The sequence below is a fragment of the Cohnella terricola genome, from assembly GCF_007786475.1.
GTDB lineage: Bacteria > Bacillota > Bacilli > Paenibacillales > Paenibacillaceae > Cohnella > Cohnella terricola.
The window spans coordinates 1-22,071 of record NZ_VNJJ01000010.1 but is presented as its reverse complement, the minus strand read 5'-3'; the positions used below and the strand labels follow the sequence as shown (position 1 = coordinate 22,071).

The following is a 22,071-nucleotide window of genomic DNA, read 5'->3' as shown; positions in this document are numbered from 1 at the left end:
AGTCTTCGGAACAATATGCGAACATCCATAAAATCACGGAAAACGATTCATATACTATTCTCTAACTCTAATAAGTAGTGAGGAGGTAGGATCGGAAATGAATTTAAGGAAAATGGGGTTTTGGGACAAGATGATTTTTATACTTGGGCTATCGTTAGGCGGCGTAATCGCCTTTGTTCTTCTGGTAGGCGTGCTCGTGGCGGTGATTCGATTGTATATGACCAACGAAACGCGTTCTGCCCGGAAGGATTCCGCCCCTATGCTGGATGATCAGCCTGAGATGAAGTTGAAGCCTTTCGGAAACGGCAATGAATAGGAGGAGGTGAATCGAATGTCAGGTGGAAATCAGGATTTCATGAGAATTCTCGGAGAAATCAAGCAAGAACTCTACCGTTTCGCCGACAGCTATGCAAAGGCCGTTAAAGGCGGTGCGGATGTGACTAGCGAAAAAATAAGCGAAGCCGTAAAAGAAACGGATCAAAACTCCGATATTCCGATAGAGAAGTTGATATCCGCTGTTAAAAGCGGCGTAAAACATGCCGGCGAACACATGGTAAAAACGGGAGTCGATTTCTTCGAGCATAGGGATGAAAAAGAAAAAAACCAATAGACTCACGAAGGCTGACTCTCGGAATATACCTTCCTCCCAGAGTCAGCCTTTTCGTTTACTGTCGGTTCTTTGCTCCGTATCCGATGACATTCGGATTAAAATATTCAAGCATCTGAATGCCCGGCTCAGGTCCGAAATAAATCGAGTACTTTTTATAAGGCACTTGGCCGCGTAACTCCGGAAAACGAAGCTCGATTGGTTTTTGGAACAGATCGACCGCTTCCTCTTCGTTTTTCGCTCCGAAATCAAGCACTTTTCGAAACGTTCGCAAGCCCATCGTGCCGATTGATTTTCCGATCCCCTCCTGTCGGTTTGAGATCTCCTCGAACAAAGAAGGCGGCACATGCTTCGATAGTACCAGCGAAAAATTGTGAGATACCAGAAAGCCGCTCTTCTCGCTTACCAATAGAGATTCTCTAATATAAAACGGATCACCGGAGGACTCTTCATTCATTTGCTCTTGCCGAATGACATGAACAATCATTTTTTCGTTCAACAGAGCTTCCAGCATATCCGTTGTCCGTCCATCCGTTACCAGTAAAATTTTCAAGATCGATTCCCGCAAAAATTCAAGCGCCTTTACCGCAATACGCGAATCCATGTCGAAAGAGTTTATGGTTATCAACTCCCTCCGTTAACGAACAAGCCCGAATCTTGGAGGCCGTTCCAGAACGTATGAAATTCGTCAATATCGATCTGCTGTTTCGCATCCGAAAGCGCGACCCGCGGATTAGGGTGCACCTCGACCATGATCCCGTCGGCGCCAGCGGCCAGCGCGGCTTTCGCGCAAGGCAGCAAAATATCCTTTCGTCCGGTGGAATGACTCACATCCACGAGTACCGGGAGATGAGTCTCCTGTTTTAATAGCGGAATGGCAGCAATATCGAGCGTGTTTCTTGTCCATTTTTCAAAAGTACGTATCCCTCGCTCAATCAACATGACCTGCGTATTCCCGGAATACAGGATATATTCCGCCGCAAGAATAAACTCCTCCAGCGTGGCGGAAAGACCGCGCTTCAAAAGAACGGGCTTTCCGGTTTGGCCGACGGCTTTAAGCAATTCGAAGTTCTGCATGTTGCGGGCGCCGATCTGAAAGATGTCGACATAAAGGGCCAACGTATCGATTTGCGAAGCGCTCATGATCTCGCTGATCGTGACCATCCCCGTCTCATCGGCTACTTCCTTCATGATTTTCAAACCTTCCACGCCTAGGCCTTGAAAGTCGTACGGGGAGGATCTCGGCTTGAACGCGCCACCGCGCAATACGGTAACGCCGGCATTCTTCAAAGCAGCCGCAACCGTCAAGAGCTGATCTCTCGATTCGATTGAGCAGGGACCGGCGATCATGACGTGCAAAGTACCTCCAAATTCGACATCCTTGACCCGAATAATCGTATCCTCGCTCTTATGGCGACGGCTAACGAGAAGTTTTTGTCCGGTTTTCTCATTTGGATCTTGCTGCGATTTCTCGCTCATTCGAATACTCCTTTCTTAACGGCTATGACGGGATTCTATCCTTAACTGAGTTTTTGAACATAAACTGGCTTTGTCGATGGGATGTTCCTCACAAGCTCCGCGCGGTCAAGCAACCTAGAGTCGGCAACGATCTCTACGGTGACAGTCGCTTGGAGTTTCTCGGATAAATGAGCGCGAATTGCCTCCTCCGACCATTTCCCGGAATCATGCGAATCGAGTAGAAAATGGAGTCCTTCCTCTTGCTCGATAACCTTCCAAGCATCCGGAGCAGGAGTTAACGAATAAACGGCTTCTTGGAGGTCCGCGGCGTCCAGGATGTTATCGCCAATACGGATTCGATCCTTGCTCCTGCCGTAATGCGCTAGCTTGGCACCGGTTCGGCCGCAAGAACACGCGGATTGTTCTACAGAGATAATGTCCTCGTTAAAGTATCGCAGCAGAGGAGAACCTTGATGGGAAAGCGTTGTAATCGCCGCAAACCCTCTTTTTCCATAAGCAATTGGGCCATCTCCGTCTTCCCGCAGCACTTCGACGTAGAAATCCTGTTCCTCAATGTGCATCTCGCCGTATTCGCACATCGTAGCGATACCGGACGTTTCCGTCGAACCATACATATTAAAAACAGGCACGCCCCACAGCTTCTCGATATGCGCCTTGCGCTTGTCGCTCAAGAGTTCTCCGGCAACGCATAGAGCACGTAATGCCGGAAAATGATTGCTCGGAATCAAGCCGATCAGGCGCGCTGTTTCGGCCAGGAGCTCAAACTCTCGCGGGAGCCCCGCGGCTACCGTCACATGAAGACGCTCCATCAGCTGTAACACTCTTGGGTATGGCGTAACAACGGTGCGACTGCTTGCGGGAACAACCCCTGCTCCCGATTGCCATGCCGCTTGCTGCATCGAGTACCCGGGCAGTGCCATCGCGAATGGAAAGCGGATCAGCACAAGATCTTCGGCGGTCAGCCGAACCCCGCACTCCTTCATCTGTCTCCCCGCTGTTCTCATGTCCTCTAGGGTGAACCAGGAGGAGGAAGGTTCTCCGGTCGTGCCGGTTGATTCGTGGTATTGCGCAACCTCTTTCAATTCGACGGCAAGATGACCGAAATTCCCGGCTTTCCGTAGATCTTCTTTGGTCGTGAGAGGCAGTGTTTGGATATGCTCCAACCCAACGCCTTTCAGGCTATATTTCGATAGTTTTTCCTTGTATAAAGGAGATTTGAGAATGCGAGCCAACAACTCTTTAAACTTTCTCTCCCACTCCCGATCGTTGTCAATCATAACGAATACCCTCCTCTCCTTTTTAAGAGGTTTGACTAATTGATCACTCGGGTCGCTTTCCCGAAAGTACGAGGGATGTCGTGTCTGATTTCGACTTGACAGTTAATCCCGATCCGATCGGACATATGCTTACGGATTTTCTCCGCCAATTGCTCGTCGTTTAACTTCGTCCGAAACGGCTCCGCTTCGATCTTCAGCTCTCCGTTATTCAGCTTGAAATAATACCACATGCCCACATCGGGAATTTCCATCAGGAAGTGTTCCAACAAGAACGGGGAATAGTCCTCGCCATTCAAATGCATCATGTTTTCCTTTCTTCCTCTCAGATGCAGAACGTCCATGGTGTTCCCGCAAGCACATCTAGCCTCTTGCAAATAACCAATATCACCGGATTGGTAACGTAACATCGGCATTCCTTCGCGAAGCAGCGTCGTTACGATGATCTCTCCGGTTTTGCCATACGGAATCGGCTTTTCCGTACCAGGATCGATAATTTCTACTTTTACATGTCCTTCCATGACGTGATAGCCTTTGTGTTCGCTGCATTCAACGCCAATGCCCCCGCACTCCGTCGAGCCGTAGAAGAAGGACACTTCGCAGCCCCACCATTTCTCCAGCCGGTCGCGGAAGGTAGAGGAGCATCCTTCGCCGGTCAGCCAAATCTTCTTGAGTCTGATATCCTCGCCGATTCGGATTCCGTATTTCTCGCTTTCTTCTACTAAAAGCGCCGCATAGGAAGGCGTAGTAGCGAGTACCGTCGCTTGGTATTCCTTCATCAGTTCCAATGATTTATCGACGGGAGCCATGTATCCGCCTTTGCCGAGCGACAGCACCGCCGTTCCGAACGCAAACTGGAATAAACGTTGAAATCCGAGACCGGGCAGCGCAAACTCATAAGGCAGCGCAATGGCCGCAATATCCACTTCAGTCTCCTTGAATAATTCTAAATATTTGGGCAGCAAATCATAGACATACTGATCGGCTAACGTGTAGGCGGTATAAATCGGCTTCCCCGATGTTCCGCTTGTAAGGTGAACCTGACCGATCTGTTTCGGATCGACGCTCAAGATCTTCGTCTTATCCCCGCGAATAACGTCTTTCTTAAGCAGCGGTACTGACGCTAATTGCTCCAAGCTGTCGATTCTCGATTCCGCGAAACCCGCTTCTTCCAGCTTCGAACGATAATATTCGTTGCCGTTCCAAGTATGGGCAAGCGTAGCGTTAATGGCTTTCAATTGATAGTCTTCTATTCTAGGCCGAGGCAGCTTTTCAATGGTTATCCCTTCGGAGTCCAACTGCTCGAAAAAATGCTTGAACGGTTCAAGATGGGACGGTTCCTCGTCGATGGAAACCTTCATCTTATGAGATTGCAATTTCATAACAACCCTCCTTAACAGATTTCCGATAGAATCCCGAGATGATACATTGCCAGATTTCGCCCTCTCCCGCCTGTTCCACATCCTCTCTTTATTTTCTATGGAATGCAAGAATACAAGGACTTGACTCAGACAAATGAACATTTTCATAAATCTGAGTTTTTCATCCAACCGCTCTATGAAGATCGTACATATCGTAATTCATGTTCTTCTAATCTCCCACGCGTTTTATACCAGATGAGTGTTATATTCCATATTTAATTGAGGGGTAATCGGGAATGACAAATAACAGCGACCATATGAAATCATTCGAGGAAGCCAAAGCACTCCATCATAAAGGAGTTGAAGGAGACAAAAAAGCGGTAATAAACGCACACGAGAAGCTCTTAAAGCTTCGCGAGGCGGAGCCCGACAACGCACTAATCGAAGCCTATTACGGCAGCACTCTCGTTCTATTGAGCCGGGATGCTGTGAAAATTCTGGAAAGAGCGGATAAGGCGCAAGAGGGATTAGACGTTTTGAATCGGGCCGTATCTCGGGACCCGAACCATAAAGAAATTCGGATGATACGCGCCAACGTTTGTCTTAGGTTGCCGGATTCGTATTTCCATTGCGCCAATACGGTGATCGAGGACTTCATCTTCCTATTGGACCGCTATCAAGTAAATGCCGACTACCTGACGCAAAACCAAGTTCGCGAGATCCTGCAAAACCTAAGCGCAGCCTACCATAACGCAGGAAAACCCGACGAAGCGAATGCAGTCTTGCAGCGTCTCTATCCATAGAGACCGAAGAAAAATTCAAATAGAAAGGGAGGAGTTCGTTGACATTTCAGGAGAGAATCCAGATGATTATCCCTTTGCTTAACGATGGCGTGAAAGGCAACGTATACGCCGCTCGGGAAGCGAATCGGCTCTTGGAACGGCTGCGGCTCGATTACCCGGCCAACCCTCTTGCCGACGCTTACCATGGAAGCGCGATGATGTTAATCGCTCGGGATAGCACGGATCCGCTGGATAAGCTGAGTTACTCGGAAAAAGGCTTGGAGCTTCTCGACAAAGCCGTAGCAGCCGCTCCGCGGGAAAGCAGGATTCGATTGCTTCGTGGAAAGGCCGCATTCCCGCTGCCCGAGGAGCATTTCTTCCGGACGCGGACGGTGATCGAAGATTATGCCTTCCTGCTCGAACAGGAGTCGCTGCAAGCGGACAAACTCAAAGACGTCGACTATGCGAAAATAACCTTCGATCTCGGCGAGGCGTTCCGTAGAATCGGTCGGCACCAGGATGCGGCCAAATGCTGGACGAAGCTGGAGCAGCAAACGCAGGATCCGGAATTCAGGCAGCTTCTTCAGCAGAAGCTGCTAACCTTGGAAGATCCATCTGCGATCGAACCCGTTGAATCCAACCATACCAACTTCAGCACCAAATCCATCTTGTTAGGAACGATCGTCCGCGCCGCCGGCCAAGCACTTCACAAATGGGTGGAAGATGAAGATAAAAGAGAAGCTCTCCGTGCGCAGCGCGAAGAGGAAAAGAAATATGACTCTCGCAGTAAACGCCGCTATGAGCCGAAGAGATACGATTCGCGCAGTTCCCGCCGCGACGAGCCGAAGAGATACGATTCGCGCAGTTCCCGTCGCGACGAGCCGAAGAGATACGATTCGCGCAGTTCCCGCCGCGACGTGCCGAAGAGATACGATTCGCGCAGTTCCCGCCGCGACGAGCCGAAGAAATACGATTCGCGCAGTTCCCGCCGCGACGAGCCGAAGAGATACGAATCTCGTAGTTCCCGCCGCGACGAGCCGAAGAGATACGATTCGCGCAGTTCTCGTCGCGACGAGCCGAAGAGAAAAAAAGCTCCGGTAAGCTCCACGACTAGGCGAAGTAGAAGGAGCCTCACTATAAGCGTCACGAAAAAGACATCAAGAAAGAGACTCCCCTTAAGCGTTACGAAAAGAGCAACAAAAAAGACGTCTCCCCTGATTTTCACAAAAGGAAAAAACGATGTTAGAACAAGAATCATCTCCATACCCATGAGATTTACCTGATTGGAAAGGAGGTGAAGTTCATGTCAAAAAAAGCAACGCTGGAAGATACCTTCAAGCGACTTAAACAAGAGGCAAAACCGATTCTCGATGCTGCTTTGAGAACCGGCGCCATCAACGTAGGCAATCAGCTTCTGAGAGCGGCGAACGATGTAAACGACACGACCAATCAATTCAAAAGACTCGGCATCGCTGTTAGAAACGGTTTCTTGACGTCTGTCCAGGAAATGACGTCGTGGGGACTGGACAGCGTGAAAACATCCCCTCCACCGGGCTATGAGCCGAACGTTCCTGGAGAGTGAAGACTTGAAAAAGATTTTTGTTAATGGCGTGAATATTTGTTATGAATCGATCGGGGAAGGCCCCCCCTTAATCGGGCTCACGGGAAAAGACAGCAACATGGACTGGTGGCACCCGGCCATCAAGGAAACGTTAAGCGAAAAGAACCGCTTCGTCATGCTAGATCATCGGGGCACGGGACGAAGCGACGCTCCGACGGAAGCCTATAGCATCTCGGATATGGCCAAGGACGTCATCGGGCTGATGAACGCTCTCGATATCGAGAAGGCGCATATTTTAGGCCAATCCATGGGCGGAATGATCGCGCAGGAACTTGCGATTGAATTTCCTAGTCGAGTGGGGAAATTAATCTTATGTTCGACAACCTGCGGGGTCAAAAGGGTGCCCCCGTCTTTGCGGATGCTGAAATGGCTAATGCGAAAAAACGTTGCCTTTTCCCCGCAAGATACGCTAAATATGCTTTACTCCAAAACCTATATTCAAGAACATCCGGCCATGATCGCTTCATTCGTGGCACGGATGCGGATCGCGCCTTCGAACCCTAGAAGCATGGAGATTCATAAACAGGCCAGCAAAAGTTTCGATTCGTACCGTCGGCTCGGGCGAATCTCCGCGCAAACGCTTATTATTCACGGCGAGGATGATTGGGTCTTCAGACAGAAGCACGCCCGGATTTTAAACCGCCATATTCCGGACTCCCAGCTGATTTTGTTTCCCCATGCAGGCCATGGCGTATTTGCGCAGGAGCATCGTAAGGCGTTGGGGGAGATCCGCCGTTTCATCGATACTGACGATTAATAGACGAAAGCTCCGGGCGATCACGTCCGGAGCTTCTGCTTATTCATTCGCTTTATAACCCAGAACGATCCATTGAATGAATCCTTTCGGCTCGGGTCCCAATCTCGTACGGTAAACGACTAGCTCGGCTTCGTTCGGACGTTTTTCGCCGAGAACGCAACTGCACGAGGGTTGATCCGACATAGCCACCAGCGTATATGAAAGGTCCGCGAAAGGCGCCGGGAAAGACACGGTCAGCCTCAACGACTCCATCCCGCCTTGGAACTCGTAGGGCGAGCATCCGAATAATACGCCTACGCCCGGTAATTGGGTCGTCACGGTCGGAAAGGAAAGCTTCGATTCGCTCACGCTACCATCGGCCAAGTGCTCGTTTGTTACACTGCCTACGGCTAAATGCTCGCTCGTCACACTGCCGATGGCCAATTGCTCACTCGTTACGCTGCCTCCGGCTAAGTGCTCGCTCGTCACGCTGCCTCCGGCTAAGTGCTCGCTCGCCACGCTGCCTCCGGCTAAATGCTCGCTCGTCACACTGCCGATGGCCAATTGCTCACTCGTTACGCTGCCTCCGGCTAAGTGCTCGCTCGTCACGCTGCCTCCGGACAAATGCTCGCTCGTTACGCTGCCGATGGCCAGTTGCTCACTCGTTACGCTGCCTCCGGCTAAGTGCTCGCTCGTCACGCTGCCTTCGGCCAAGTGCTCGCTCGCCACGCTGCCGATGGCCAATTGCTCACTCGTTACGCTGCCTCCGGCTAAGTGCTCGCTCGTCACGCTGCCTCCGGCCAAGTGCTCGCTCGCCACGCTGCCTCCGGCTAAATGCTCGCTCGTTACACTGCCCGGCTCTAACGCTTTGTCCGTCGTTTCCTCCGCGTTCGCCGACGTTTGCAGCCTTCCGATCCATTCCCGAACTTCCGGCGCTAGCTTCGATTCGCTTACGCTGCCATCGGCCAGCTGAGCCTCGGTCACGGATTGAGGTTTGAAATGACTCGAGGTGATCGTTTGCTCTCCCAGATGATAACCTAATACAGAACGCGGGATGATATGAGAGGAACTTACGCTTCTATCGGCGATTTTCTCGGCGCTCACCGCTCCGGGAGCCAATTGCCCGGTACTGACGCTGCCTTCCTTCAGCTTCTCGCTCGCGACGGATCCGTCCGCAAGCTGCTCCGTCCCTATCGCCCCGTCCGCCATCTTCTCGGAAGTCACAGCTCCTGGCGCAATCCGTTCTTCCGTTATCCGGTCTCCCGCGAAGTTCAGAAATTCAACGAGAGGGAGCGACAGTTTTTCCAACGTTACGGTTTCAGGCGCCAGCTTTGATGTCGTCACCGCTCCTTCGGCAAGCTGCTCCACTCCTACGCTGCCTTCCGCCAGCTTCTCGGAAATGACCGCGCCGTCGGCCAACTTGTCGGAAGTAACGCTGCCTTCGCCCAAAATATGGGCCATCACCGCGCCATCCGCAAGCTGTTTCGTTCCCACGCTGCCGAGTGCTATTTTCTCCGAAGTCACCGTACTGTCTTGCAGCTTCTCCGTCGTTACCGAGCCTCTGACCAATTTATCCGCGGTCACCGCGTTATCCGACATTTGGCTCGTGCCCACGCTGCCGCCCGCGAGCTTATCTGTCGTCACGACTCCGTCGAGCAGTTTCGACGTCGTCACGCTCTCGTCCGCCAATTTGCTTTCCGTTACCGCGCCTTCAGCTAGTTGCCTGGTTCTGACGCTGCCCGCTCCCAGCTTCTCCGATGTGATCGCTCCGTCAGTCAGCTTTCCTGAAGAAACGCTGCCTTCTCCTAAGGAAGCTTCGATCACCGAGCCATGCGCCAACTGGTCCGGTCCCACGCTGCCATGCGCCAATTTCTCCGACGTAACCGCCCCGTCCGCCAACTTCCCAGCCGTTACGCATCCGTTCGCCAACGAAGATTCAGTTACCGCGTCAGCCGCCAATTTCCCCGCTCCGACGCTACCGTCGGCCAGCTTCTCTCCAGTCACCGAGGCGACCGCTAGCTTTAAGTGCGTAACGCTTTCGTCCGACAATATCTCGGAACTCACTGCGCCGGCTGCCAATTGATCCGTTCCGACGCTGCGGTACGCCAGCTTTTTCGCCGTAACCGCACCGTCCCTTAGCTTGCTTGCCGTGACGCTCTCATGCCCCAGAATATCCTCCGTCACTGCGCCGATGATCAATTGGCTCGTTCCGACGCTTCCTCCCGCGAGCTTATCCGTCGTCACGATACCGTCCAGAAGTTTGTTCGTCGTAATGCAGTCGTCGGCCAGAACATCCGAGACGACCGAGCCTTCCGCCAATTGCCACGTTCCGACGCTGCCGTAGGCGATCTTCTCCGCGGTTATTGATCCGTTGGCCAATTTATCGGCCGTCACGCTGCCGTCCGCAAGAATATCCGAGATGACCGAGCGGTCCGCCAGCTTGCTAGTGCCGACGCTGCCGTAAGCCAGCTTGTCGGACGTCACCGCACCGTCCGCCAATTTCCCGTTCGTCACGCTGCCTTTGCCTAGAATGTCCGAAGTCACCGCGCCGACGGCCAGTTGCCCCGTTCCGACACTGCCGTAGGCCAGCTTCTCCTCCGTCACTGCGCCGTCCGCCAGTTTCCCGTTCGTCACACTCTCATCAGCCAGAATATCCTCCGTCACCACGCCTGATGCCAATTGTCTTGTTCCGATGCTCCCGAAAGCCAGTTTCTCGACCGTTACCGTACCGTCCGCCAGCTTCGCGTTCGTCACGCTCTCATCGGCCAGAATATCCTCCGTCACCGCGCCTGCAGCCAGTTGCGCCGTTCCGACGCTGCCCAAGGCCAGCTTCTCGGACGTGATCGCCTCGTCAAGCAGCTTTTCCGTCGTTACGCTGCCTTCAGCCAATATGGCGGCCCTCACCGATCCGACGGCCAATTGTTTCGTACCGACACTGTTATCCGCCAGCTTATCGAACGTTACCGCGCCGTTCGCCAGCTTCAAACTCGTAACGCTCCCGTCTCCGAGGATGCGCTCGACAACCGAGCCGTCCGAGAGTTGCTTCGTCCCGATCACTCCGTCTTCCAGCTTAACCGAAGTAATCGCACCGTCCGCTAGCTTACCTGAAGTGACGCTTCCGTCTGCCAAAATCTCCTCGGTCACTGCGCCGTTCACCAACTGCCCCGTTCCCACGCTGCCGACCGTCAGCTTCTCCGAGGTCACCGCGCCATTCGCCAGCTTTTCCGTCGCGACGCTGCCGTCCTCAAGAATGCGGGCCGTCACCGAGCTGTTCGCCAGTTGTTCCGTACCTACGCTGCCGATCGCCAGCTTATCGGAAGTTACGGCGCCGTCGCTCAGCTTATCGGTCGTTACCGATAAAGCGAGAAGCTTATCCGACGATATGCTGGAGGATCGCAACTTCTCGTTCGTCACGCTCTCGTCCGCCAACTTCCCCGTCGTAATCAATCCGTCGACAAGCTTATCCTCCGTAATCGTCCGATCTTTGATATGAACCGTGCTTACCGCGTTAGGCTCCAATCTTTCGGCATCGATACGACGCTCCCCGTTCTTGGCCAATGCGAGCAGATCCGGCGCCAGGTGAGTGACGGATACCGTTCCTTTGCGCAGATGGAAGCCGTGCACTGCTTCGGATTTCAGGTGTTTGCCGCTGACGCTTTCGATCTGCAGATGCTCGGCTCCTACGCTTAATGGAGCCAACTTCTCGAACGTTACGCTTTCTGCGACCAATTTATCCGAAGTGACCGCTCGATTCGCGAGAGTCCCTTCATGAACGCTACCCTGCCCAAGATGCGACGCGACGACGGCCCCTTCGGCGATATGGACCGAATCGACCGAATTCGGCTTCAGATGGCTCGCCGATATCGTCTGATCGCCGATATGGTGCTCACGCACGGAGCCGGAGGCAAGCTTGCTGCCGTCCACGCTGCTTGCGGCGAGCTTGCCGGTGCCGACGATGCCGTCGCTTAAGTGGAACTCTCGGATACTTCTCTCGGCCATATGGATGCTCATGACGGATTGCTCGGATAAATGTCGGCTTTCCACTGATTGGGACTCCATATGCCGGGACTTTACCGAACCATCCGCGATTTTTCCCGTCGTTACCGAAGCATCCGCAAGTATTTGGGATGTCACCGCGCCATCGCTCAGATGGAGCTGTTTAACGGCTTTCGGCGACAAATGCTTCGAAGAGACGGTTCCTTCTGCAAGCACCCGTCCCGTCACGGAACCGTCTTGCAGGGCTTTATCGTATACGGCGTTGTCCGCGATCTTGCCCGCCGTCACGCTATCGTCCGCGAGCTTGGAAGCCGTCACGGCCAAGTCGGCCAGCTTATCCGTCGAGACGCTTTCTGGTGAAAGCTTCAACGAAGTGATCAAATGGTCGGTTAGATGATGCGAGAATACCGATCGTACGCCCAGTTGGCGTTCGCCTACCGCCCCCGGGGCGATGTTCTTCTCCGTTACCGATTCGATCTGCAAAGCGGACGTGCTTACCGAACCGTTCGACAGATGGACGGCTTCGATGACCCCGCCCCGGATATGTCGGCTTTCGACAGAGTCTGTGGCCAACGCGCCGGCAACGACGGATTGCTGTCCGAAGTGATAAGGCTTGAGCACGCCCGAGCCGAGATGCTCGGACAACACGCTTTCCGCGGCGAGATGCTCCGCCCTGACCGCGGATGACGCGATATGTCGGCCGGCGACTGCTTGATCGCCCAGTTTGGCGGAAATGACGGCGCCTTCCGCCAGTTGGGCGGAGCCGATCGCTCCCCCGGAAACATGATCCGGTTCTACCGCGTTTTTCGCCAGCTGATCCGGGCCGACCGTTCCGTTCTTCAGGTGTTCCCTCGCGACCGATTGAGCGAATAGATGCCGGCTTTGGACGGATTGATCGGCTAAGTGCTGCCCGTTCACGCTTCCGTCGGCAATCTTGTCGGATACGACCGCGCCTTTGGCGAAATGTCTCGATTGTAAAGCTTCATCCGCGATTTTCGCGGATAAGATGCTTTGATCCGCCACCTTGGTCGACGTGATCGATTGATCGACGAGCTTAAGCGTCGTCACCGATTGGTCTGCGAGCTTGGAAGCGGTAATCGCCCCGTCCTCCAAATGTTTGGATTTAACGACGTCGTCCCCGAGGTGTTCGCTCTTGATCGCTCCGGGCCGAAGATGCTCGGATTGGACCGATTCGAACATAAGCTTGTTTCCAGACACGGCTCGGTCGGCCAGCTCCCGAGTCCCTACGGCCCCGTCCCCCAGATGCTCTGGCGCGACGGCGCGCGGAGCCAAGTGCTTTCCCTGCAACACTCCCGGAGCCACGTGATCGGCCAAAATAAGTCCTTCGGTTAAGTGCCGCGATTCGATTGTTCCCCGCGACACTTTCTCCTTCGTAACCGAGCCGTCGCGAAGCTTGGAATTCGTCACCGCCCCTTCGGACAGCTTGGAGGTATCCACGATTTCGTTCGCCAGATTTTCGCTTCGAATGGAACCGCTGCGGATTTTCTCGGACGTAATGCTTTGGTCCTGAAGCAGCTCCGATGAAATCGCGGACACGCTCAAATGCTTGGACTGGATAGACCCCTCGGCGATTTTATCCGAGCTGATCGTCCTGTCCGCCAATTTTTCGGAAGATACGCTCCCGTCGCGAAGTTTCTCGCTCGTAATCGACCGATCGCGGATTTTTTGCCCGGAAATCGAGTTTTTGGTCAAATGGTCTCCCACGATCGATTCCGAGGCCAGCTTCGAAGACGTAATCGAGCCGTCGGCCAGCTTAATAGCCGTTACAGAAAAATCGGCCAATGCGTTCGTGCCGACGGAATCCGCCGCGAGATGGACGCCTTTCACCGAGAACGGAGCCAGCTTCTCGCTCGTCACCGCTTCGTCCGCGAGATCGTCTGTATAGACGATCGGCGCGGGCCGCTCTGGCAGCCTCTTTTCTTCCAGCTTGGAATGGCGTACTTCCCTCGATTCCGGTTCCTCGGCGGTCCGTTCGCCGTTCATAATCGCCACCAGCTCATCCGTAGACTGAACGCTTTCCGCATCAAGCGATTCGACTACCGCTACGATATCCGACAGTTCGGCCGAGTACGGTACTTCGAACTCAAGTGGCATCGATACCACGACCTCGACAAGTTCCTCCGTTTCCTTAAGCGCGGATTCTTGCTCCGTAGACGAAGCGATATCGAGCCGAGGAGTCGCCGAGTCTAACGCGGCCGCGGCATGGGAACCGGCCGAAGAGTCGGGTCCGTTCGCTTTGACATTGCCGGGCTTGGTTTTAGCGACTGCCTGGTTCTCAGCCGAAGGCTTCTTCGGTGCAAGGGCTGCGCCAAGCGTGGACACCGGCTTTTCCTTCGTTTTTTGTATGTCATCCAGCCAGTTCAGCTCGAGTTGGTTCGGATCGTCGACGAAGTATAGCGGACGGCGCGATTTAGGAGATTTACCCGCTTGTTTCTTTTTCATGTCCCTCTCCTTCCTGTTCATGGGAATCTGCAGTATCATATGCATTCACCCATAGGCACGCCACGAGGATGGGCAACTGTACCTTTCTCCGGACGGCTTATTTCCGCGAATAGATTGTTGCGTTATAATGAAAGAACGAACTTATCGCGTGAAGAAGGTGCCATAACATGGATAAAATAACGCTTGAACGGCCGCTCGATTGTTGCGCCCATTCCGAAATCCAATTAGCGGAAGTCAAGGAACGTATGATCACCGACGGTTCCGCTTCGCGGTTGGCCGAGCTGTTCAAAGCTTTGGGCGATCCGACGAGAATCAAGCTGATCGGCGCATTGCTCCATCGCGAGCTGTGCGTTCACGAGTTGTCCCAGCTTCTCGAGATGGGACAATCCGCCGTATCTCATCAGCTTCGCTATTTGCGCAACATGCGGATGGTCAAACGGAGAAAAAGCGGCAAAACCGTTTTCTATTCGCTTGACGATTCCCATATCGAACAAATATTTCTGCAGACGCTGCAGCACTTAGAGCATGGCTGAAATTCGTTTACCGTGCAAAACAGAAATGGAGCTTCAGAAGCCTTTGGGCTTCGGTAAGCTCCTTTTTTTATGTTTCGGTATCTTCGAATCGTAATTTTTTCCGTTTACTTTTTCGCGAATCCGGCATATATTTATATCAATCTCAAGTTTTGCACAAGGGAAAATTAATTTTATAGACGCCACACTTGTTGCTTCATACAAGTTGTAAGGTATAAAGAGGTGCATCTTCATGCGAGACGATCTGGCAGTTGCAGAAAGACCAATTCAGGCAACAGAAGCAGAACCGGAAGAAACCCGCGGCAGCGGCGGTTGGCGCAGGAACAGGGATATGGCTTCGCTGCCGGAATCATACCGTTCCGTACGCATTCCCAAGAAAGGTTCAGTAATTCGCAAGTTTCTCGCCTTCGTCGGCCCCGGTTACATGGTAGCCGTCGGTTATATGGATCCGGGCAACTGGGCGACGGATCTGGCCGGCGGATCGCAATTCGGGTATACGCTGCTGTCGGTCATTCTCATCTCCAATCTAATGGCCGTCGTCCTGCAAGCTTTGTCCGGCAAATTGGGCATCGTAACAGGGAGGGACTTGGCTCAAGCCTGCCGGGATAGCTACAGCAAGCCGGTCAATTTCTCTCTATGGATTCTATGCGAACTTGCCATCGCGGCCTGCGATCTGGCCGAAGTCATCGGCGCGGCGATCGCCTTGAATCTGTTGTTCGGTATCCCGCTCTTGTACGGCGTCATATTGACGGCGCTAGACGTACTCATCATTTTGTTCCTGCAAAATAAAGGATTCCGTTATATGGAAGCCATGGTTATCGCTTTGATCGCGACGATCGGATTATGTTTCGCCCTGGAAATTTTCTGGTCGTCTCCGAACTTCGGGGACGTGATGAAAGGGTTCGTCCCTTCGACGGAAATCGTCAAAAATCCGGAAATGCTTTATATCGCTATCGGTATTATCGGCGCAACGGTCATGCCCCATAATCTGTACCTTCATTCCTCGATCGTGCAGACCCGCCAATTCGAGCAAACCGAGCTCGGCAAGCGGCAAGCGATCCGTTTCGCCACTTGGGATTCGACGATCGCCTTGTTCTTCGCCCTGTTCATTAACGCGGCCATCCTCATCATCGCCGCGGCGGTATTCCATACCGCAGGTCGCACGGACGTCGCGGAGATCGACCAAGCGTATCATCTGCTCGCCCCAATGCTCGGTTCCTCGCTGGCGGCCGTTCTTTTCGGCGTCGCTCTCCTGGCATCGGGCCAGAACTCGACGCTAACGGGCACGCTGGCGGGGCAGATCGTAATGGAAGGGTTTCTTAGCATTCGGATGAAACCGTGGCTTCGCAGGCTGATCACGCGGATGATCGCCATTATTCCCGCCGTCATCGTCACCGCTGTCTACGGGGAGAAAGGAACGATGGATTTGCTCATTTTGAGCCAGGTCATTCTTTCGTTCCAACTTTCGTTCGCCGTCGTTCCGCTTGTGCAACTCACGGGAAACAAAGCCAAGATGGGGTCGTTCGTTAATCCGAAGTGGCTGAATATTCTAGCTTGGTTCATCGCGGTCGTCATTATTGGATTAAACATTTATTTGCTGTATCAGACGTTCACGGACTAGCGTTTGCGGATTCCGCGGCACGGCGGGCTTCTCCGAAAAACGCAGCTATTGCACTTTGTCCGGCGATGTGGCACAATTCACGGGAATGAAATTTTTAGTTAAAGGAGTGCTCGGCCGCATGACTCGTTGGCTGCTGCGCATGATGACGGAGCTATCTTCGCGCAAATTCGTGTCCCGCTTGACGGGGCGTTTCGCTAAATCCCCTTTGAGTAAGCGGTGGATTCCCCGCTTTGCCGCCATGTACAAAATTCCGGTCGAAGAAGCGGAAAAAAGTTTGGATCAATATCGTTCGTTGAACGACTTCTTTACCCGCCGGCTGAAACCGGGAAGACGCCCGATCGACGCGACCGCCGGAGCGTTGGTCAGCCCGGTCGACGCGCTCATTACCGGTTGCGGCGTTATCCAAGACGGGATGATGCTCCAGGTCAAGGGACAAGACTACACGATCGAAGAGCTTCTAAACCAATCCCCGCGGTTATCGCAATATCGTCGGGGGTACTTCTGGGTGCTCTATTTGAGCCCTACCGACTATCACCGTATCCACTCCCCGTGCGCAGGCGATATCGTCGAAAGCGAGCATATTCCGGGCAAGGTTTATCCGGTTAACGAATTCGGCCTGACTTCGATGCGGCGCGTCCTATCCCGCAACGAACGCCTCGTGACTTATATCCGCAACGAGATCGGCGAAGTTGCCGTCGTCAAGGTAGGCGCCTTGAACGTCAGCAGCATCAAGTACGTCGATCCTATGCCTAGCCGCTTGGAGCGCGGAGACGAGCTCGCTTATTTCGAATTCGGTTCCACGATCGTGCTTCTGACGGAAGACGGCACGCTTGACCCGCGTTCCGATCTGAAGACGGGAGATAAAGTCCGGATGGGCGAAAAACTCGGCACGTTAACGGCACGGCAATAAAGAAGCTCGTCCCCGGCGCGAACGGCGCATAAGGGACGAGCTTTATTTTTGTCGGATCAGCGAATTTCGGAAGGACTCTTGCCCGTGTATTGCTTGAACTGCCTGCTGAAGAAAAAGATATCCCGATAGCCCAGCGCATCGGCCACTTCCGTGACGTTCATTCCCTCGTGGAGCAGAAGATGCTGAGCCCGTTCGATCCTTGCCCGAATCATGTAAGTTTGCACGGACACGCCGATGATTTCTTTGAATTTTATCGAGAAATATCGGGAAGACAATCCCGCCCGTTTGCCCAGATCCTCCACGCGATGAACGATCCCGGGGTGCTGCTGGATATAGTTCGCCACTTCCCGGATGCTTTCCGTCAATTGATTGCTGGCTTTGCGCTCGACGGGCTCGTCCTGGTCAAGGCGCAGCAATTGGATCATCAATTGCTTCAGAATCAATTGCGCTTCGATCTCCGCGGCATATGTCTTGATCAGGAACAAACGAACGTACCTGGACAGCAGATGCTCGAAATCAAACCTGTCCTCGATGACCCGATACGGAACGGGAACCTGCTCCGTCGGCTCGGTCACGTCGAAGTGGATGTAAGTGAGCACGAGCGGTTTCTGCGGATTGTGGGTCGCGCTCGTATGGTCATCTTTGCGAAACAGGAAGCAGCTTCCCTTCCCCAACGCGTACGTCTTTCCGTTCAAGATCAGCTCTCCTTCGCCGCTCCAGACGTAGAAGAGATCGTAATTGGCTAACGGTTTCTCGCGATACTGCCACTTCCAGCCCGGTTCGCACGATATTTTCGCGAACCAGGGAAGCAGCTTAAAAGAAGATGGCGACAACTCAAGCATGAACGGTTCCTCCTTGATCCTTGTCGGAGTGAATCATCTTTAACGATAACGCAGCTTGGGCGATCCGATCAATCCCTTCTTCGATTTGTTTCTCGTTCATATGGGCGAAGCCGAATATAGCGGACGGCCCAGAGAGCGGATTCAGGCTTCTGTCCGCATCCCGTACCTCGTAGATCGTTCCGTCTTTCCACGTTACGCCTCTTCTGCGGCACTCCTCGGCCAACATCTCGTATTCCTCCGGACTTCTCCGCCATTTCGTATACACATGCAATCCGGCGTCCGATGGAACCGTCGCGAATAATCCGGTAAATCGTCGTTCAAGATTTGCCCTCAGTTTGTTTTCGAGCTTTCCCAATAATCTGCGCATTTTGCGCATATGTCGATCATACCCGCCCGCAGACATCCAACTGGCGAGCGCTTGCTGCTCCGCTATTCCCGTCGGATACGGATCATAGAGCTGCTTGGCCAAGATGAAATGCTGCATTAATTGTTTGGGAACGACTGCGAAACCGATTCTCATATTCAAGCTCATCGAACGGGAGAACGTGCCGATATATACGACCCTGTCTTCCTTGTCCAACGATTTTAGCGGTTCGATCGGTCGGCCCCCCCAACGGAAGTCGCTGTCGTAATCGTCCTCGATAATCCAGGCATTGCGCCGAGAAGCCCAAGCCAGCAGCGCCCGGCGCCTATCATAGCTCAAGACGACCCCCGTAGGGAACTGACGGGTCGGCGTTACGAACAGCAATTCCGCATCCCAATCCTCGGGAACGATGCCGCTGGCATCCAATCGCTGCGCGATGACGCTTGCTCCCGTCGCTTTCGCCGCATTCTGTATCCCCGTATAACATGGGTTCTCGATCACCGCTGTTTTTCCTTCTTCAAGCAGCAATTGGGTCAGCAGTGCGATGGCTTGCATCGAGCCCGCCGTAATAACGATATCCTCTTCCCGGCAAGAGATCCCTCTTTCGCGCCGCAGCCGGTTGGCAATCGCCTTGCGAAGCTCCAAGCTGCCCGCCGTCGGCAGGTCGCCGCTTCTTGCGGACGTGCCTAAGCTTCTCCATTGCCGCGTTACCTCCGACCTCCATTCCGCCCAAGGAAATCGCGCCCCGATCCCTTCCGGCGAAAAAGACACTATGTTCCCCATGCCCGTCAGGTCGGACGAATTGACGGACTGGCGAGCCGCCGTCGGCTCGAGACTCAACAGACGGCACCCCCACTTCGTGATCGCAGGAGCGGCCGAATGCCTGTTCTCCGTTCCTGACGTCTCCTTGCCGGAACGGTCTGTCGGAAATTCGGATCCGCCCCCCGCGACGAATGTGCCCTGTCCGACGCCCGCCCGGACGAACCCTTCCGCCGTCAGCATCTCGTAAGCAAGACTGACGCTCCCCCGAGAGAGGTCGTATAGCTCGGCCAACCGCCGCGTAGATGGAAGTTTCTCTCCCGGCGCCAGCTTTCCTTCGGTTATCGCCTCTCGAATGGCCAAGTACATCGCCATATGCTTATTGCTGCATTCCGCGAGCTTTACGGTGTACGCAAAAGGGGAATTCAATTCGTTCACGCCCCTCGAAATGGACTAGTCATTTTAATTTAAAATGGATCTTTTCTCTTGTCAATTTGAAATATATACTATTCATCAACCCGATGGAATCATAAAGGAGAGAAATCCGATGAGAAGAAAAGAGTTCCAAGTTGCCGAGCCCGAGCAATGCATAGCGTTTCTGGAGGAAAAGAACGATGGCGTGCTTACGTTCATCGGCCCCGACGGCTGGCCGAAATGCGTGCCTCTCAATTACGTTTATCATGGCGAGGCGGTCTATTTTCACGGAAGCAAGCAAGGAGAGAAAATGGCGGGATTAGCCGCCGACCCGAGAGCGGAGTTCGTCGTCTATCAAGCTCACGCTTTTATACCGTCGCATTTCACCGATCCTTACATGGCATGTCCGGCGACCGTGTTCTTTCGTTCCGTGCGTATCCGCGGCATAGTCGCCCAAGTCGAAGACCCCGAGGAGAAAGCTTCTGCGCTAGGAGCGCTGATGAATCGGATGCAGCCCGAGGGCGGACATGCGCCCATAGACGCCGCGGACGAGCGTTACGTCGCTTCCCTGCGGGGTGTGTCCGTTCTTCGTCTCGACCCGGAGGAGATGAGCGGAAAGTTCAAATTCGGGCAAAATTTAGCGGAGAAAAGAAGAGAACAAGTCGTTAAAGGATTGAGCGAACGGAACCTTCCGGGAGACCCCGATACGATCTCGCGCATCCGCGACAGCGCTTTAAAGAGACAAATTAGCGAAACTTGAAAAAAACGATGCTTTTTTTGGTAAGAAAGCGCTTGTTTTCAATGACGCTCTCCGGTCAATGGTGTATAATATCACCTAATATGACCGATTGGAAGGATGGAAGTTATGAATCCTCTTGCCCAGCAATTAAACGACACGTTAAACCGCGACAATCCGCGCGCCGCCGAGATGCTCTCCGGACTAGGCAAGGCAATCTACTTGCCTAAGCTTGGCATCTTAAGCCAATCCGCCGAAGCGAAGACAAAAGCCGGCGTATACAACGCGACCATCGGCATCGCGACCGAGAACGGCAAACCGATGCACTTGAATGTCATTCAAGAGACGTTGTCCGCATACGATCCGAAGGACATTTACGAATATGCTCCTCCCGGAGGGAAACCGGAACTCCGTACCGTATGGCGCGATAAGATGCTCGCCGAGAATCCGTCCATTGCCGGCAAGAACATCAGCCTGCCGGTCGTGACGAACGCGTTGACGCACGGCCTCAGCATCGTCGGGGACCTGTTCGCGGACGTGGGCGACGCCGTCGTCGTACCGGACAAAAACTGGGAGAACTACGAACTCACGTTTAATGTTCGCCGAGGCGCAGATATGGTCTACTACCCGCTCTACGATGCGGATAATCGCTTCAACTCGGCGGGTTTGCGCGATGCCCTGCTCGCCCAGAAGGACCGGGGCAAAGCGATCGTTCTGCTGAACTTCCCGATTAACCCGACAGGGTATACGCCGGGCATCGATGAAGGCCGCGAGATCGTAGCCGCCATCCGCGACGCGGCGGAAGCCGGCATCAATGTCGTCGCCGTGACCGACGATGCGTATTTCGGCTTATTCTTCGAAGATTCTTTGCAGGAATCGCTGTTCGGCCAACTGTGCGGACTGCACGAACGCGTGCTGGCCATTAAAGTCGACGGCGCGACGAAAGAAGAATACGTATGGGGCTTCCGGGTAGGCTTCATCACGTACGGCGGATTATCCGAAGCCAGCCTATCCGCACTGGAGCAGAAGACTATCGGCAATATCCGTTCGACGATCTCGAGCGGACCGCACCCTTCCCAGACGTTTATTCTTCGCGCTCTGAAATCCGACCAATTCCAAGCGCAGAAAGAAGAGAAGTTCAATATCATGAAAGGCCGCGCCAACAAAGTGAAGCAATTGCTCGACAGCGGCAAATACGGCGACGAATGGAGCTATTATCCTTTCAATTCCGGTTACTTCATGTGCCTCAAGCTGAACGTGGACGCCGAGACCGTTCGCCAGCGTTTGCTGAACGCTTACGGCGTCGGAACGATCGCGCTCGGAACGACGGATCTGCGCGTGGCGTTCTCCTGCATCGAAGAGAACGATCTGGAAGATTTGTTCGATCGCATTCACAAAGCGGTTCTGGACGTAAAAACCGGGAACGCATAAAAAAATGGCGGCGCAGGGGATCTCTGATATGCTCCCCATACGGTAGACAGGTGAAATAATAAAAAACCTGTTTACTGTGGGGAGCATTTTTCATGTCTAAAAACAAACTGAATGCTTTAGAAAAATTAGCTATTCTTCAAGAGAT

At 53.5% G+C, this 22,071-nt stretch carries 18 protein-coding genes; 11 read left to right on the top strand and 7 right to left on the bottom strand.

The annotated features are described in order from the left end of the window. Positions 1 to 97: 97 nt before the first annotated feature. Positions 98 to 316 (top strand): hypothetical protein, encoded by a 219-nt coding sequence (locus tag FPZ45_RS16925; RefSeq protein ID WP_144704401.1) that lies wholly within the window; start codon positions 98 to 100, stop codon positions 314 to 316. A 39-nt stretch (positions 317 to 355) separates the two neighbouring features. Then, a complete protein-coding gene (locus tag FPZ45_RS16920) occupies positions 356 to 610 on the top strand; it encodes a hypothetical protein (RefSeq protein ID WP_144704398.1) in 255 nt (84 codons plus the stop codon). 55 nt (positions 611 to 665) lie between these two features. Here the strand turns inward: FPZ45_RS16920 and FPZ45_RS16915 are convergent, their stop codons facing one another. The 4 genes from FPZ45_RS16915 to FPZ45_RS16900 are packed head-to-tail and all read right to left on the bottom strand — an operon-like array spanning position 666 to position 4,742. Beyond that, entirely contained in the window at positions 666 to 1,235 is a 570-nt protein-coding gene (locus FPZ45_RS16915) for a 4-hydroxybenzoate synthetase (RefSeq protein ID WP_246120482.1), read from the bottom strand. Next, positions 1,232 to 2,086 (bottom strand): bifunctional 3-deoxy-7-phosphoheptulonate synthase/chorismate mutase, encoded by an 855-nt coding sequence (locus tag FPZ45_RS16910; protein ID WP_144704396.1) that lies wholly within the window; start codon positions 2,084 to 2,086, stop codon positions 1,232 to 1,234. The genes FPZ45_RS16915 and FPZ45_RS16910 overlap by 4 nt, the downstream gene beginning before the upstream one ends. A gap of 41 nt (positions 2,087 to 2,127) precedes the next feature. Further along, positions 2,128 to 3,363, bottom strand: coding sequence for a phenylacetate--CoA ligase family protein (locus FPZ45_RS16905; protein WP_144704393.1), 1,236 nt, complete (start codon positions 3,361 to 3,363; stop codon positions 2,128 to 2,130). A gap of 35 nt (positions 3,364 to 3,398) precedes the next feature. After that, on the bottom strand, positions 3,399 to 4,742 hold the full coding sequence (locus FPZ45_RS16900) for a phenylacetate--CoA ligase family protein (protein WP_144704390.1): 1,344 nt from the start codon (positions 4,740 to 4,742) through the stop codon (positions 3,399 to 3,401). A 275-nt stretch (positions 4,743 to 5,017) separates the two neighbouring features. On the opposite strand from FPZ45_RS16900, the gene FPZ45_RS16895 reads away from it, so the two are divergent. From FPZ45_RS16895 to FPZ45_RS16880, 4 genes are all read left to right on the top strand, one after another. Next, positions 5,018 to 5,524: a tetratricopeptide repeat protein gene (locus FPZ45_RS16895; protein WP_144704387.1), complete on the top strand. Its 507-nt coding sequence runs from the start codon at positions 5,018 to 5,020 to the stop codon at positions 5,522 to 5,524. Positions 5,525 to 5,586: 62 nt separating this feature from the next. Beyond that, on the top strand, positions 5,587 to 6,786 hold the full coding sequence (locus tag FPZ45_RS25385; protein ID WP_186438439.1) for a splicing factor U2AF large subunit: 1,200 nt from the start codon (positions 5,587 to 5,589) through the stop codon (positions 6,784 to 6,786). A gap of 20 nt (positions 6,787 to 6,806) precedes the next feature. Continuing rightward, positions 6,807 to 7,085, top strand: coding sequence for a hypothetical protein (locus FPZ45_RS16885; protein ID WP_144704384.1), 279 nt, complete (start codon positions 6,807 to 6,809; stop codon positions 7,083 to 7,085). Between the two features lie 4 nt (positions 7,086 to 7,089). Continuing rightward, a complete protein-coding gene (locus FPZ45_RS16880; RefSeq protein ID WP_186438438.1) occupies positions 7,090 to 7,881 on the top strand; it encodes an alpha/beta fold hydrolase in 792 nt (263 codons plus the stop codon). 39 nt (positions 7,882 to 7,920) lie between these two features. Here the strand turns inward: FPZ45_RS16880 and FPZ45_RS16875 are convergent, their stop codons facing one another. After that, positions 7,921 to 14,319 (bottom strand): WIAG-tail domain, encoded by a 6,399-nt coding sequence (locus FPZ45_RS16875; protein WP_186438437.1) that lies wholly within the window; start codon positions 14,317 to 14,319, stop codon positions 7,921 to 7,923. A gap of 167 nt (positions 14,320 to 14,486) precedes the next feature. Here FPZ45_RS16875 and FPZ45_RS16870 point away from each other — a divergent pair, with 167 nt between their 5' ends. From FPZ45_RS16870 to asd, 3 genes are all read left to right on the top strand, one after another. Continuing rightward, positions 14,487 to 14,852 carry an ArsR/SmtB family transcription factor gene (locus FPZ45_RS16870; RefSeq protein ID WP_144704375.1) on the top strand — a complete coding sequence of 122 codons (366 nt, stop codon included), beginning with the start codon at positions 14,487 to 14,489 and terminating at the stop codon, positions 14,850 to 14,852. Between the two features lie 229 nt (positions 14,853 to 15,081). Next, positions 15,082 to 16,470, top strand: a complete 1,389-nt coding sequence (locus FPZ45_RS16865; protein WP_144704373.1) for an Nramp family divalent metal transporter — start codon at positions 15,082 to 15,084, stop codon at positions 16,468 to 16,470. A gap of 118 nt (positions 16,471 to 16,588) precedes the next feature. After that, the gene (gene asd / locus FPZ45_RS16860; RefSeq protein WP_144704370.1) at positions 16,589 to 17,380 is read left to right on the top strand and encodes an archaetidylserine decarboxylase; all 792 of its coding nucleotides are present in this window, start codon (positions 16,589 to 16,591) and stop codon (positions 17,378 to 17,380) included. A 56-nt stretch (positions 17,381 to 17,436) separates the two neighbouring features. Here the strand turns inward: asd and FPZ45_RS16855 are convergent, their stop codons facing one another. Both FPZ45_RS16855 and pdxR read right to left on the bottom strand, forming a co-directional pair. Beyond that, positions 17,437 to 18,222 carry a helix-turn-helix domain-containing protein gene (locus tag FPZ45_RS16855; RefSeq protein WP_144704367.1) on the bottom strand — a complete coding sequence of 262 codons (786 nt, stop codon included), beginning with the start codon at positions 18,220 to 18,222 and terminating at the stop codon, positions 17,437 to 17,439. Continuing rightward, the gene (gene pdxR / locus FPZ45_RS16850) at positions 18,215 to 19,774 is read right to left on the bottom strand and encodes a MocR-like pyridoxine biosynthesis transcription factor PdxR (RefSeq protein WP_144704364.1); all 1,560 of its coding nucleotides are present in this window, start codon (positions 19,772 to 19,774) and stop codon (positions 18,215 to 18,217) included. Before pdxR ends, FPZ45_RS16855 begins: the two co-directional genes overlap by 8 nt. Positions 19,775 to 19,892: 118 nt before the next feature. Here pdxR and FPZ45_RS16845 point away from each other — a divergent pair, with 118 nt between their 5' ends. Together FPZ45_RS16845 and FPZ45_RS16840 are read left to right on the top strand one after the other, a co-directional pair. Continuing rightward, on the top strand, positions 19,893 to 20,519 hold the full coding sequence (locus tag FPZ45_RS16845; RefSeq protein ID WP_144704360.1) for a pyridoxamine 5'-phosphate oxidase family protein: 627 nt from the start codon (positions 19,893 to 19,895) through the stop codon (positions 20,517 to 20,519). Positions 20,520 to 20,624: 105 nt separating this feature from the next. Further along, the gene (locus tag FPZ45_RS16840) at positions 20,625 to 21,926 is read left to right on the top strand and encodes an aminotransferase class I/II-fold pyridoxal phosphate-dependent enzyme (RefSeq protein WP_144704357.1); all 1,302 of its coding nucleotides are present in this window, start codon (positions 20,625 to 20,627) and stop codon (positions 21,924 to 21,926) included. Positions 21,927 to 22,071 lie beyond the last annotated feature (145 nt).

Bases quoted from the DNA above. Each gene is read 5' to 3' on its own strand.
- FPZ45_RS16925 (WP_144704401.1), top strand. From the start codon at position 98: ATGAATTTAAGGAAAATGGGGTTTTGGGACAAGATGATTTTTATACTT.
- FPZ45_RS16920 (WP_144704398.1), top strand. From the start codon at position 356: ATGAGAATTCTCGGAGAAATCAAGCAAGAACTCTACCGTTTCGCCGAC.
- FPZ45_RS16910 (WP_144704396.1), bottom strand. From the start codon at position 2,086: ATGAGCGAGAAATCGCAGCAAGATCCAAATGAGAAAACCGGACAAAAA.
- FPZ45_RS16905 (WP_144704393.1), bottom strand. From the start codon at position 3,363: ATGATTGACAACGATCGGGAGTGGGAGAGAAAGTTTAAAGAGTTGTTG.
- FPZ45_RS16900 (WP_144704390.1), bottom strand. From the start codon at position 4,742: ATGAAATTGCAATCTCATAAGATGAAGGTTTCCATCGACGAGGAACCG.
- FPZ45_RS16895 (WP_144704387.1), top strand. From the start codon at position 5,018: ATGACAAATAACAGCGACCATATGAAATCATTCGAGGAAGCCAAAGCA.
- FPZ45_RS25385 (WP_186438439.1), top strand. From the start codon at position 5,587: ATGATTATCCCTTTGCTTAACGATGGCGTGAAAGGCAACGTATACGCC.
- FPZ45_RS16885 (WP_144704384.1), top strand. From the start codon at position 6,807: ATGTCAAAAAAAGCAACGCTGGAAGATACCTTCAAGCGACTTAAACAA.
- FPZ45_RS16875 (WP_186438437.1), bottom strand. From the start codon at position 14,319: ATGAAAAAGAAACAAGCGGGTAAATCTCCTAAATCGCGCCGTCCGCTA.
- FPZ45_RS16870 (WP_144704375.1), top strand. From the start codon at position 14,487: ATGGATAAAATAACGCTTGAACGGCCGCTCGATTGTTGCGCCCATTCC.
- FPZ45_RS16865 (WP_144704373.1), top strand. From the start codon at position 15,082: ATGCGAGACGATCTGGCAGTTGCAGAAAGACCAATTCAGGCAACAGAA.
- asd (WP_144704370.1), top strand. From the start codon at position 16,589: ATGACTCGTTGGCTGCTGCGCATGATGACGGAGCTATCTTCGCGCAAA.
- FPZ45_RS16855 (WP_144704367.1), bottom strand. From the start codon at position 18,222: ATGCTTGAGTTGTCGCCATCTTCTTTTAAGCTGCTTCCCTGGTTCGCG.
- FPZ45_RS16845 (WP_144704360.1), top strand. From the start codon at position 19,893: ATGAGAAGAAAAGAGTTCCAAGTTGCCGAGCCCGAGCAATGCATAGCG.
- FPZ45_RS16840 (WP_144704357.1), top strand. From the start codon at position 20,625: ATGAATCCTCTTGCCCAGCAATTAAACGACACGTTAAACCGCGACAAT.